A 12741-nucleotide genomic window follows, 5' to 3' on the forward strand; every position below is an offset into this window, starting at 1 on the left:
GAAAGGGTCGAGATCGTTTTAAACTTCTTTATAGATCTTCATAATAACCCAGTGATTAGCAGTATCAACAAGTAGTGAATGCTTGTTGAGAGGGTTTGCTTATGGATATGGGATTCCATCAAGCAATAGGTGCTCTACTAGTATTACTGATTATCCTACCCTTAGTCGCTAGGACAAGGCTTCTCAGAATCCCTATTTGGAGCTTCATGGCTTTCGCATCATTTATTAGTGTTTTAACAGAGCTTGTCTCATTGGATGAGCTCGGGGTTATAATCGACTTAAATGTCATTCTCTTCCTGATCGGAATGTTTAGCATAGTCGGACTTGCAGAATCCTCGGGGCTTTTAGAGTATATTTCCTACGCGTTCATCTCGAGGTTTAGAAGCCGATACGGCTTAATCCTCGGCTCCTCAATTCTCTACGGACTACTCGCCGCGTTCACCGTGAACGATACCGTGGCCTTGATGGGGCCTCCTATCGCGTACACGGTGGCAAGAGTCGCTCAAACACCGCTATCCTTCTCATTTATACTGCTCGCCTTCTCCTTAACGATAGGCTCAGTAATGACGCCTATAGGGAACCCTCAGAACATGTTGATAAGCATTAACAGCGGCCTTCAAGCCCCTTTCCCAGTCTTCATGTACTATTTAACAATCCCCACGCTTGTAAACCTTATCGTAACCCCGCTACTCTTGATAAAAATCTATGGTATTAGAAATGAGAGAATTGAGATAGCCTCAATACCATCAGAGTACTTGAGATCTAGGAGGGATGCTGTGCTAGCCCTTGTCGGACTGGTTACAGCGATCATCGCACTTGTAGTCAACGATTTCCTAGCCTTGTACGGGATGCCTCATATCAGCGAGAAGGGTTTCATCCCATTCGTTATCGCGGCAGGAATTTACATATTCACGACAAGCCCTCGGGAATCGCTTTTAAGGGTTGACTGGGGCACTGTAATGTTTTTCATAACCATGTTCATCACTACAGAAGGAATTTGGAGGAGCGGGATTATTCAGCCTGTTTTAAACCTTCTGTCCCTCGGGGGCTGCGGCTCCACTTTATCAATAGCCTCGATAACTCTCTCATCACTACTGATAAGCCAGGTTCTCAGCAACGTGCCTTTTGTCAACCTGTATATTGGTTATTTGAAAAACATTGGGTGTACAGGAAGCAGTATTCCTGAATGGCTAGCTCTTGCCTCTATGTCTACCATAGCTGGAAACCTTATGCCGCTTGGCGCTGCATCTAACATAATCATTATGGAGTACCTTGAGTCGAGATACAAGACTACCTTGTCCTTCAAGGAGTTTGTCAGGGCCGGGGTACTGGTGACGGTGGTGAACACCCTGATATACTATCTTTTCCTATTACCTCTCACCATTTGAGCGTAGCACACGGTTGTTTAAGGCTTGAAGGACGCTAAAGCTGTAGGATCGGTCACGTGTGAGGAATTTGTTTCAAGGTTAAGTATTTCCATGCGGTAATATAGTGTAATAGAGATGGTTTAACGGGAAACCAGCCAGGTCGGAGGGAGGATCGCGCACGGAAAACCCTGTTTTATTGGTTACATGTAGGCAGGGATGCGATGAGTGGTGTGAGGAAGAGGTAGGTAATATTGTCTTCAGGAAAGACCCTGAGCTGAGGATTGAGAAAACCCCGTATCCAGGAGTACTACTAGTGTATAGTAGGGTTTTGACACCAGATAGGGCTTACAGAGCAGTGGTTTTCAGGGAGTACGGGTTTGTAGAAAACATTATACCTGTGCAGTGCACTGGTTTGATTGAAGACTTCGACCGCTTCCTCCAGTGCGTGGACGGCCTGCTCCAGGGTCTCCGAATGGTTAAGTTGAAACTACGGGTGAGAGGGGTGAGAGGTTACAGCGAAGCCTTATGGAGCAGGCTTAAAAACTTTCTGAAGGAGAGAGGTGTCGAGCACTCGCCTGAATCCCCGACCTGCCTCTTCATTGAAACCGTTGGTCTCAACCTCTACGGTGGATTAGGGTATTGTGAACCGGTTTTTAAATATCGTGTGGAATATAGATAAGTGAAAGTTTCGGCGTGGTTTCCTTGGAGAACAAGGATACGTGGAAGATCATTGAGGAGGAGCTTGAAAAACCGAGCATTTTCAAAAGCCGTGAAAGCCTATCTCCCGAGTACATACCAGGCCAGCTTCCGCACAGGGATAAGGAGCTGAAAGCTCTTGCAAGCTACTTCAAGCACTTGGTCACAACCCCGGGTTCCATCTCTCAGAGAGTATTGATAACCGGGAGAATTGGAACGGGTAAAACCGCTTTAGCCAAGGTTTTCGGCAGGGATTTCACCCGGCTTGCCGCTGAGAAAGGGTATAAGGTGAGATACGCGCACGTTAACTGTCACAGGAATAGAAGCCTTTACAACGTTATAGCCGATATTGGAAGACAACTAGATGTTCCGGTACCGCCTAGGGGGCTCTCAAGCAAGGAGATGTACGATCTCATCCTAAACCACCTGGACGAGAGGGATGAGTACGCTGTCATAACTCTAGATGAATTCCACTACTTCGCCAACATATCCGGGCCAGACGCGGTTTACTTCATAGTGAGAACGTACGACGCGGAGGAATTGTTTAGGAGGCTAAACTTCATCTTCATAGCCATAGACCCTGTGAAACTAGGCTTCCTCGACCCCACAACGGAGGGGTATCTGCTGAGACACTTGGTGAAGCTGAATCCTTACACTTCTCAACAATTATTCGACATTCTAAAGTACAGGGCGGGTGAATCAATGTATGAGGGAAGCTACGATGATGAAGTATTAAAATTCATCGCGGACTTCGAAGGCTGGGATAAGGGTGGGGGAGGAAACGCCAGGCATGCATTAGAAATACTTCACGTAGCCGGCAGCTCTGCTGAAGCTGAGGGGAGGAGCCGGATAACCATCGAGGATGTTAGGAAGGCTATAATGAGTACTTCGAGAGAAATACTAACCGTGAGCGAAGCCATAAGGGACAGCCCGATTCACGAACTACTCATACTTCTCAGCATTGTAAAGCTTCTCAGGAAAACCGGTCGAAGCGAGCTGAAAATGGGGGAGGTTGAGGACGAGTACAATGCTGTGTGTGAATTCTATGGCGAGGTGCCGAGGAAGCATACCCAGGTTTACGAGTACGTTATGAACCTGAGCCGGGCGGGCATTATACAAGCACGTTCAAGCGGGAAGGGCCAGAGAGGAAGGTCAACCTTAATAACCCTGCCCTACGGCCCTCTCGACGTTTTGGAAAGATACCTTGACGAGTTGATTAGAAAGAAGATTCAGCTAGGGCTTTAACCCTCCCTTCTTCTCTCACGCGCCTTCTCGCCCCTCTTCATATAGCCGATTACCTCGGATGCCTTGGACCCTGCTAGCCAATTGATGTGTTCCTCGCTCAAGCTGTAGCCTCTCGCAATCCTGGCTGCATACCTTAGATTGTACTTGAAAATCACTTGCAGGTACGGGATCACCTCGGCTTTAACGGTTGCCTTGCTTGCTAGAAGCCTTGAGGCAAGATGCTCCGCAAGGGCCTCTCTCACCTCTCTCGACCTCCTTGTCTCGCTCAGCTGCCTCTTCCTGACTGGGGCTCTGAAGGGTTTGAACCTATACTTGTAAACCTTCCTGGCAAAGGCTACGCCAGGCCCCATCATATCATACATGTATGATAAGAGATCCCATTGTCCCCTTCTAATTATTCTTCCATAGTAAACATCAGCCCTGCTTAAGGCTTCATAAGCTCTCACCACTTCCTCCGGGTCCTCGTAGTATGTGGGAATGTGCTCGTTCAGCCAAAGGAATAATTCATCGTAGTCGAGATCGGTTGAAGTGAGAGCGTCTCTCGCCTGGAACAAGTATTTAGCGTTGAACAGCTTCTGCAATGCCTCATACGGGGCGTACTGCCTATCCCTGTAGACTACAAAGGATTTAACAAGCTCAAGGGTTATCCTCCCATAGGTTTCCGCGATGGCTTGGAGGTCGTTGATAGCGCTTCTTAAATCTCCCTCACTCCTCTTCGCGATCTCCCTCAATGCTTCATCGTTGCACTCGATCTTCTCGGCACTACATATCTTCTTCAAAGCCGCTACGACATTGGTCTCAGTCAATCTCTTCATAGGTATTTCCAGCACGTTTTGGCGGAGCGGTAGAAGATTCTTAGAGTACGGGTTGTTAGCGGTCATTACCACCGGGTTCCTGGAAACATTGATCAACTCTATGATTGCTTCAATACCTCCTTCATCAGCCTTCGTGTTAATCCCGTCAACCTCGTCGAGAAGGATTATCTTCCTCTTGCTTGCCAAACCCGAGGTCTGTGCAGCAATTCTTGCAATTCCCTCGATATCGCTTTTACGCCGGAAATCGCTCGCGTTCATCTCAAACAATTGGTATCCTCTACTACGGGCAACCGCCTCCACCAGGCTGGTTTTCCCGCACCCAGCCGGCCCGTGCAGGAGGGCTGCCTTCTTCTGGCCTGGCTTACCCCAGTTGTCCAACCAGTTTAGAAAAGCCTGCTTCGCTTCCTCCTGGTTTACAACATCATCTATCGTCTTCGGCCTATACTTAATAATCCATGGGAGTGCTATGCTCAAGGCTTCACCCTGGCTTAAACTTCTTGCCTATCAAGGCTAGCCTCGCTAAGAGAGTGTTCAACTGTATCTCGTCGTCAGCGCCTTCTACAAGCCTGAACTGGATCTCGCCTACGAGGTCGGCTATCACGATCTTTATCTCATCAGGAATCTTTATGTCACTGCTGAATATCTCCTTGTGTATTTGCTTGACAACGTCTGCCCCGCTTAAACCATAGGTGATCATAAGGGTTCTAAGCTTGTTTCTAGCCTCGGCGAAGTTGCCTGAGAGAGCTAGCTGAATCATCTCGCGAACCTCACGGGGGTGTGCGAGCCCGACAACCTTGTAGACGTTCTCAACGGTTGCCTCGCCCAGCGCTGCTGATGCTTGAAGAATGTTTATAGCTCTCCTCATGTCTCCTTCTGAAAGCTCAAAGATAGTGTTTAACGCGTCTTCATGGCACTTAACCTTTTCATTACTGCATATGTACTTTAATCTTTCAACAACATCCTCCCTTTTCAACGGGGTAAACCTGAAAACCGCTGTCCTGCTCTGGATGGGCTCTATGATCTTGCTCGGGTAGTTAGCTATCAATATGAATCTCGTTGACGCTGTGTAAAGCTCCATGAGCCTCCTCAACGCTTGCTGAGCGTCAGCAGTCATGTTATCGGCTTCGTCAAGCAGGATTATTTTGAAAGGCACCTCTCCCATAACACGGGTCCTAGCGAACTCTTTAACCTTGCTCCTAATAACCTCTATACCTCTCTCATCCGAAGCATTAAGCTCTAGGATGAACTGCCTGTAATTGTCCCCGTAGAGATCGTGAGCGAGGCAGTGAGCCATCGTAGTCTTCCCAGTACCCGGGGGGCCGGCGAAAAGCATATGGGGCATGTTCCTGTCTGAAACAAACTTCTTAAGCCTAGCAACAATCTCCGACTGGTTCACAACCTCGTCCAAAGTCCTCGGCCTATATTTTTCGGTCCAGAGAAGCTCTATCTCGCTCAAACACTCCACCTCTGGCTCAACGGTTTAAATCCAATCCTATAATAATGGATTGATTGGTAAATAAAGAGATTTCCACAAATCACTGTTTAAGGGCTGTTAAATTGACCGGTCTACTCGAACTGGTTGAAGAACTGGTTTTCAAGTTCATGAGCAGGGATTTTCAGGAGGAAAGCGTGAAGATTGAAGTCGTATCTGATGGTTTGAAGATTTTTCTCGAAGAGAGCTACGTGGAGCTGATGAAGGGCTCAGAGTACACTGTGCCCAGGTGGATGGCTTCAAGGCTTGAATCGATGAACGTGTGCAGGGTTAAGGAGCCGGATGTTACCGTGGAGAAGTTGTCACAGATAGTCTACCTCGAGGAAACCCAGTCGAAGAAGCCGCAACTAACCAAGCTGAACGGGTACTTCTACAACAGGTTGAAACAGGTGATCAGCAAGCTCGAGGAAAGCTTGAGAACCAGCCCGGACTGGAGAGCCCAGGCTGAAACACTTAAATCATACAGCGAGTTCTACGATGCGTTAACTAGGGAAAGAATTACGAAGATCATTAACCTTCTCAACCTGATGGATATTCCGCAGGATATTAGCGAAAAAATGAGCGAGGAGGAGAAACAACTATACCTTGATTTGAAAACCATTCTCAACCTACATCTCAAAAATCTCCGCATGAGGGGTAAGCATGGAGGTTCAATCCTCAAAGGATAAAGAGTTCGACTCTTTAATAGAGTTTCGCAAATTCCTTGAAAGATTTCAAACCAGGGATGGTGTTGCGAAGTATCAGGAGAGAATAAGACACATGGTCTACATGAATCAGAAAAGCCTTGTCATCGACTTCGACGATATCATCCTTTTCAACAGGGAGCTCGCCAGGTTCATCTCCGAGAATCCTGACAAGGGTTTAGAAATCGCGAGTCAAGCTATTATGGAGATAATGAGGAAGAGCTACCCTGAGTATGCTGAAACTGTTGAGAAATTCTACCCTAGATTCCGCAACCCTCCAAGGATTTTCAAAATAAGAGAGCTGAACAGCGAGCACATCGGCAAGCTCGTCGCTCTCGAAGGAATCGTTACAAGAGTCTCAAGAGTGGAGGCTAGGATTGTTAAAGCATACTATAGGCATGTGGACCCGGATACTGGGGAGTTGCATGAATTCCTCTATCCTGAGAAAGGAGAGATGGGGGAGAGGCTTGAAAGACCTCCCTACTGCTTACATTGTCACCGCCCAGTTAGATTGGAGCTTGTGCCGGAGAAAAGCAAATTCATAGATTGGCAGAAAATAGTGGTTCAGGAGAAGCCTGAGGAGATACCGCCCGGCCAGATGCCCAGGAGCGTTGAAGTCATTCTAACCGGGGACTTAATCGATGTCGCAAGGCCGGGGGACAGGGTGATCGTTACCGGGGTGCTAAGGGTAGCCCCTATAGCCTCCCTCCAGAAACCGATCGGGCTTAAACCATTATTCTCCTTCTACGTGGACGCTAACCATGTTGATGTTCAGCAGAAGATTCTCGAGGAGATAGAGATTACAAGGGAGGATGAGGAGAAGATTAAGGAGCTTGCCAGAGACCCGTGGATCAGGGAGAAGATCATTGCGAGCATTGCCCCAGGAATATATGGGCACTGGGATGTGAAGGAAGCCATAGCCCTCCTCCTATTCGGCGGTGTTCCCAAGATCATGGAGGACGGGACTAGGATAAGGGGAGATATACACGTCCTACTCGTAGGCGACCCCGGCACTGCTAAATCCCAGCTCCTACAGTATACTTCAAGAATTGCTCCCCGAGGATTATACACCAGCGGTAAGGGATCCACTGCCGCCGGCTTAACCGCGACAGTGTTAAGGGAGAAGACCACAGGCGAGTACTATCTTGAAGCAGGTGCGCTTGTGATAGCGGATGGGGGAGTAGCATGCATCGATGAAATAGATAAGATGAGGGAGGAGGATAGGAGCGCTATTCACGAAGCCCTTGAACAGCAGACCGTCAGCATAGCCAAGGCTGGGATAGTGGCAAGGCTTAACGCAAGGGCCTCTGTCTTGGCCGCCGGCAACCCTAAGTTTGGAAGATATGATTTAACCCAGCCTGTCAGCAAGAACATTGATCTCCCTCCAACAATCCTCTCAAGGTTTGACCTGATATTCGTCATCCAGGATATTCCGAACAAGGAAAGGGATAGGTTGCTGGCGAAGCACATACTAGAGGTTCACAGCGATATTGAGAAGGCGAGGCCTCAGATCGATCCTCAACTTCTGAAAAAATATGTTAGCTACGCGAGAAGATATATAAGACCCCAGCTGACGCCTGAGGCTAAGAAGCTGCTTGAAGACTTCTACGTCAGCATGAGAATGGCATCGGTGCCAGCGGAGGCTGGGAAGCCGACCGCGATCGCGATAACCCCGAGGCAGCTTGAAGCATTGATAAGGCTTACCGAAGCCCATGCTAAAATGGCTTTGAAGCAGAAGGCAACCGAGGAGGATGCTCAGGAAGCAATCAGGCTTACGCTTAACACCCTTGTCAAAGTAGGATACGATATTGAATCCAAAACTCTGGACATAGATATTTTGGAGACAGGCATTTCGGCTGCGAGAAGAGAGAAGATAAAGGCTTTGAAAGCATTCATGGATCAGCTGCTGGATGAGGTAGGCGAGATAGAGAGAAGTGAGCTCGTTAAGAAGGCTGTGGAGAAAGGCTTTGACAGGGAGCTCGTGCTCGAACAGATTCAGAAGCTGATTCAAAGCGGAGAATACTACATGCCGAGGCCGGGGAAGCTGTCCAGGGTGAAGTAAGGGATTTAGATTAAGCGAGAAAGAGTTCAGCACCAGGCCTCACGGTTTTCCATACTCATCAACCAATGTTTCAGCTAGACCTGTTGAGGTAATCCACGTGAATGGTTTCCTGCTTGCTTAACTATAACTATGCATTTGGATAATTGAAAAGTGCCAAGCATTATTCCTGGAGACGCTATCACCCTCCGTGTAGAGGGGGCAGAATATCTACAACATCACCATCATTCACCACTGCAGTGTCCCCGCCTAGGAACATTACATGCCTTCCATTTACGAGTATGGTTAAGCCCTTAACTTCTATTCTTTCATCACGGATAGTGATGAACTCGTTGAGGGGTGGATGTATTCTCAAAATCTCCTTGATTAAGTCAATAAGAATCAAGGAATGGTTTTTAGGCTCGAGCGCTAATACCTCTCTTCCTGCAACATCTTTAAGAGCACCGTAGAGACGTACTATGATTGTCATTAAACCAGCCCGAGCCCGATCTATTAGGGTGTGAAAAATTAAACAATAGAGGTTAAACCAAGCTTATCCAGCGTCTCCTTTAACGGGACCCCGTTGGAATCCCATCCCCTTCTAACATAGTATGCGTCCAGCATTTTCTCGAAATCCTCCCTTGTCACCACCCAACCAGTATCTTCCCTGCGCTGGTGGAATCTCGGAGGTAGCGAGTCATCCTTCCTGCTGACACCCTCTCTGACATTGAATAGTCTTGAAAGATTGTATATTCTCTCACCTGTTTTCAGGAACTCTTCCATATCATAGTTGAATCCTATCGTGTTTAACATTTTAATATAGGTTCTGATCATTTCATCAGGCGGCTTAACAGAGTTACCGGGTATGTTGTCACATGCAACCAGAGTCCATAATGCAGCGTTCCTATCTTGGAGATACTTTGTCAGGTTAACTAGTTCCTCCATGGTAAGCTTTGATGAGACTTCAGCAGCCACCGTCCAGGCTCTCAAATGGTCTCCTCCCCTATCAGCAGTTGCGTACGCTAGCGCCATCCCTACAACACCCCTTGGATCGTAAGCCGGGATTTCAAGCCCCTTAACGTGCAGAGCGTATTCTTCAGCCTTCAGGGTTTTAGAAGCACTCGCCAAACCCTCAGCGAGAATCTCGCCTATCCCTCTCCTGTACGCTACATCGTAGACTAGTTTAACATAGCCTTCCACATCCCCCCATTGCAACTTGTATTCGCGCAAGCCGCCTTTTTCACTCAACTCCATTAAAACCGCCGCAATGTTCCCCATGGTTATCGAGTCCATGCCCAACGCGTTGAGAACCGTGTTGATCTTGATTAAAGCCTTCCTGTCGAATATTAGTAAGTTGGAACCGTTCATGGCAACGGTCTCATATTCTATTCTCTCGGTGGTGGAGCTGTTTTCCACCACGGTTGTTCCACATTTAAGGGGGCATGTTGGGCAGGCTATTCTCTTAACAGTGATCCTCCCCCATGCATCATCAGCTAGCTCCGGCCATTTCTCATGAGATCCTAGCTGGAAGTTTTTAACAGGCAGGATTTTCGACTCTGCCGTTACTCTTAGAACAGGGAGGTTTCCGCCCACACCTATTCCTGGGGCGACGTCCTCCATAAGCATCTTCAAGTACTTGTTGGTCAGCTCCTTCTGCAACTCCTTGTCAACGCCTCCGGCAAGGTCGTCAGCTCTAAGCCACCCTTTCACTACCACCGCCTTCAAATTCTTAGAGCCCATTACCGCTCCCAGGCCTCCGCGGCCAGCAACTCCGGGACGGGTCTTCGGGCTTTCCCTTAAGTCTATCTGTATGTTAGCAAACCTTACCAAGTTCTCGCCAGCTGGACCAATCGTTAACACTGAGTAATCCCTGAAGTACTCTCCAACCTCGTAAGTCGTCTTCCCTCTGAGATGCTCACAATCCATTAGCCTGCCTCCCTCCCTCGTAATCTCCAAGCACTTCATACCATCACTCTTCCCCTCGACAGCTATCCCTATGTAGCCAGCCCTCCTCAACTCTATTGCGAAGGAGCCTCCCGCGTTACTGTCGCAGTAAAGTCCCGTGAGCGGCGACTTAGAGGCAACGACCGTTCTAGTGAACGTCGGATAGATGAATGCTAGCGGCCCTGAAAAGATGAATAGTTTGTTCTCCGGGGACAACGAGTTAATCCCCGGCTTCACCTCCTTATACAGGTAGTAAGTAGCTAATCCCTTACCACCGATAAACTTCTCCACTATGCTGTCAGGTAATTCCTCTTCCTCAATCTTGCCTGAAGACATGTCGACACGGAGTAGGGTCTGAGCAGGATAAATCAAGACGAACCCACCACAATATTAGTTAGAGGATTAAGCAATATTTAACAAGGTAACAAGTACTCCATGGAGATGTTTTAACTATAATTGAATAATGATTGTTCAATGTCCAAAAATCACCATGTTTCAACTAAATATTGCTCAATAGAAATGTCAAGACTGGGTTGATATATGAGTGTGCAGGAAGATAGAAACATTCCTAACGATGTCGATGTAATACCTCCAACTCCTATGAAGTGGGAGTATCTGTGGATAGTCTACCTGGTCTTCGTAACGGGCTTAGTCTGGTATGTGTCTGAAAACCTCCTTGTGTGGGAACCAAGTAGTAGTATACTCGACCTGCCGAAGCCGGTGGTAGGAGCGTTAATGATTGCCTCGACCTGGCTCGTAGTGAACTTCCTGGTTTTCACAGTCTACTACAGTGTACTCAGAAAGCGTTTAAGAAGCCTGAGGGAGGCGTGAAGTCATGAACCTATCCCAGTGGTCGTGGATTGTACTCTCCACGTTAATAGGCTTCTACATTACCATGTTGATTGCGGGATACGTAGCCTCTAGGAGGCTTAAAACAGGGCTCCGCGAATTCTACGTGGCCGGAGGGACATTGTCAGCGCTGACAATAGTATTTCACTATATGGCGACTTACATGGAGGCATGGGAGTTCGTTGGAATGCCCGCGGTCATAGTGAGCGAGGGTTTTGAATGGTGGGTTATGGAGATGATCTTCTATCTAAGCTTTGTAGCGCTCTTCCCGCTTGTATCGCTGAGGATATACAGGGCGGCTAAACTGCACAATTACGTGACCCCGACAGACCTTATAGTGCACAGGGTAGGTGGGTTCGAGAAACCGCTCAGAATACTCATATCGTTAATGATATTCTATGCCACTATTATCTATATAGGCATGATCTACATCCCCGCGGCTGGAGTCCTGTCCGCCTCAACAGGAGGTGAGATCCCTTATCAAGCATTCCTGGCAATCTACGTGATCTTCATGATCATTTACTTGTTAATGGGAGGCTTCAGGGCTGCAGCATACGCTAACATCATCTCAGGGGTCGCGTTCATAGTGGCCTTCATAGCAATGATCTACGCTACACTAACCTACTGGGGAGGCTTCAGCAACCTAGCCTGGAGTGCATACACCTCGGAAATCGCTCCACAAGTCTTTCAGAAAACCCAGCCAACCCAATACTTTTTAACAATGCTGCTTGTTTACGGATTGTCGTGGCTGTTTATACCTCACTTGGTGACAGCTTTCTATGCTTCAAAAGATAGCAAGGCAGTGTTGGTCGGGGGCTTGGGCTCCAATGCCGGTTTCTTCCTTGGAGCTTTTGTATCCCCCTTGTTGCTGGGACTGGGTATTCTAGCATTGTTCGGTTCAAGCCTGCCTGAGGTCGAAGTTGTGGAAGGCTATGTGCCACTACTCTTCATTCAGCTTTTCGGGTATGGGCCGATACTCATATTGATAATAATTGGGCTCATCGCTATAACAAGGTCGACGATCGATACAATGCTACTTCTAGCATCCTCAATAGTGGATGTTGACATAATAGAGAAAGCCTTAGGGTTGAAAATATCCGAGCGCTCGAGGAAGATGGTTACCAACCTCGTGGTGATTGCCGTTGCCTTAATAAGCATCCTGCCAGCATTAAACCCTGAAGCGCCAATGGTTATTATCGGATACGAGTTGGCCTGGCCAGCATACGCCGTGATAGCATGGCCTACCATGATAATGCTGCTCTGGCCGAGAGCGAACAAGTACGGAGGTTTCGCCTGCTACCTGGCAGGTTTCGCTTCGCTCCTCTTATTCACCTACGTTATCTGGCCTGAAGCACCGCACAACCCGTTCGGTCTCTGGGAGGGGACGTTGCCTTCTCTAATCGCCGTAGCCACGCTAATCACAGTCTCCTTGCTAACGCCTCCACCGTCGAAACAGTTCGTAGAGAGCTATTACAGGTTGAATAAGCAATAACCTCTTCTTTTTTCTCAACCATTGCACCTAGCTTTCTTAAAACCTTGGCAAAATAGCGAGGGGAAATTGGAATATTTCCAATAAGATTATGAATTAGTTTATTTTCTGACCATTGAAAAC

At 47.8% G+C, this 12741-nt stretch carries 11 protein-coding genes; 7 read left to right on the forward strand and 4 right to left on the reverse strand.

The window, feature by feature from the left end; genetic code table 11:
- Window positions 1–101 precede the first annotated feature (101 nt).
- The 3 genes from IMZ38_RS06890 (at window position 102) to IMZ38_RS06900 (ending at window position 3308) form a co-directional block, all read left to right on the forward strand.
- Window positions 102–1388 carry an ArsB/NhaD family transporter gene (locus tag IMZ38_RS06890; RefSeq protein ID WP_193436128.1) on the forward strand — a complete coding sequence of 429 codons (1287 nt, stop codon included), beginning with the start codon at window positions 102–104 and terminating at the stop codon, window positions 1386–1388.
- 175 nt (window positions 1389–1563) lie between these two features.
- A complete protein-coding gene (locus IMZ38_RS06895) occupies window positions 1564–2046 on the forward strand; it encodes an RNA-binding protein (protein WP_193436129.1) in 483 nt (160 codons plus the stop codon).
- Between the two features lie 23 nt (window positions 2047–2069).
- Window positions 2070–3308: an ORC1-type DNA replication protein gene (locus IMZ38_RS06900; protein WP_227410862.1), complete on the forward strand. Its 1239-nt coding sequence runs from the start codon at window positions 2070–2072 to the stop codon at window positions 3306–3308.
- Here IMZ38_RS06900 and IMZ38_RS06905 read toward each other — a convergent pair.
- Complete coding sequence (locus IMZ38_RS06905) at window positions 3305–4597, reverse strand: replication factor C large subunit (protein WP_193436130.1); 1293 nt, start codon at window positions 4595–4597, stop codon at window positions 3305–3307. The genes IMZ38_RS06900 and IMZ38_RS06905 overlap by 4 nt on opposite strands.
- Before the next feature lie 4 nt (window positions 4598–4601).
- Complete coding sequence (locus IMZ38_RS06910) at window positions 4602–5588, reverse strand: replication factor C small subunit (protein WP_193436131.1); 987 nt, start codon at window positions 5586–5588, stop codon at window positions 4602–4604.
- Window positions 5589–5680: 92 nt separating this feature from the next.
- Between IMZ38_RS06910 and IMZ38_RS06915 the strand changes: the two genes are divergently transcribed.
- On the forward strand, window positions 5681–6283 hold the full coding sequence (locus tag IMZ38_RS06915) for a DNA replication complex GINS family protein (protein WP_193436132.1): 603 nt from the start codon (window positions 5681–5683) through the stop codon (window positions 6281–6283).
- On the forward strand, window positions 6258–8360 hold the full coding sequence (gene mcm / locus IMZ38_RS06920; protein WP_193436133.1) for a minichromosome maintenance protein MCM: 2103 nt from the start codon (window positions 6258–6260) through the stop codon (window positions 8358–8360). Before IMZ38_RS06915 ends, mcm begins: the two co-directional genes overlap by 26 nt.
- A 178-nt stretch (window positions 8361–8538) precedes the next feature.
- On the opposite strand, the gene IMZ38_RS06925 is transcribed toward mcm, so the two are convergent.
- Window positions 8539–8826 carry a MoaD/ThiS family protein gene (locus IMZ38_RS06925; protein ID WP_193436134.1) on the reverse strand — a complete coding sequence of 96 codons (288 nt, stop codon included), beginning with the start codon at window positions 8824–8826 and terminating at the stop codon, window positions 8539–8541.
- A gap of 38 nt (window positions 8827–8864) precedes the next feature.
- A complete protein-coding gene (locus IMZ38_RS06930) occupies window positions 8865–10652 on the reverse strand; it encodes an aldehyde ferredoxin oxidoreductase family protein (RefSeq protein WP_193436135.1) in 1788 nt (595 codons plus the stop codon).
- A 168-nt stretch (window positions 10653–10820) separates the two neighbouring features.
- Here IMZ38_RS06930 and IMZ38_RS06935 point away from each other — a divergent pair, with 168 nt between their 5' ends.
- The gene (locus IMZ38_RS06935) at window positions 10821–11111 is read left to right on the forward strand and encodes a hypothetical protein (RefSeq protein ID WP_193436136.1); all 291 of its coding nucleotides are present in this window, start codon (window positions 10821–10823) and stop codon (window positions 11109–11111) included.
- Between the two features lie 4 nt (window positions 11112–11115).
- Window positions 11116–12621: a sodium:solute symporter family protein gene (locus tag IMZ38_RS06940; RefSeq protein WP_193436137.1), complete on the forward strand. Its 1506-nt coding sequence runs from the start codon at window positions 11116–11118 to the stop codon at window positions 12619–12621.
- Window positions 12622–12741: the final 120 nt, after the last annotated feature.

The sequence above is a fragment of the Thermosphaera aggregans genome (assembly GCF_014962245.1).
GTDB classification, from domain to species: Archaea; Thermoproteota; Thermoprotei_A; order Sulfolobales; family Desulfurococcaceae; genus Thermosphaera; species Thermosphaera chiliense.

What these genes read in the sequence shown, in the direction of transcription:
- IMZ38_RS06940 (WP_193436137.1), top strand. Translation starts at nt 11,116, where the DNA reads ATGAACCTATCCCAGTGGTCGTGGATTGTACTCTCCACGTTAATAGGC.
- IMZ38_RS06935 (WP_193436136.1), top strand. Translation starts at nt 10,821, where the DNA reads ATGAGTGTGCAGGAAGATAGAAACATTCCTAACGATGTCGATGTAATA.
- mcm (WP_193436133.1), top strand. Translation starts at nt 6,258, where the DNA reads ATGGAGGTTCAATCCTCAAAGGATAAAGAGTTCGACTCTTTAATAGAG.
- IMZ38_RS06890 (WP_193436128.1), top strand. Translation starts at nt 102, where the DNA reads ATGGATATGGGATTCCATCAAGCAATAGGTGCTCTACTAGTATTACTG.
- IMZ38_RS06925 (WP_193436134.1), bottom strand. Translation starts at nt 8,826, where the DNA reads ATGACAATCATAGTACGTCTCTACGGTGCTCTTAAAGATGTTGCAGGA.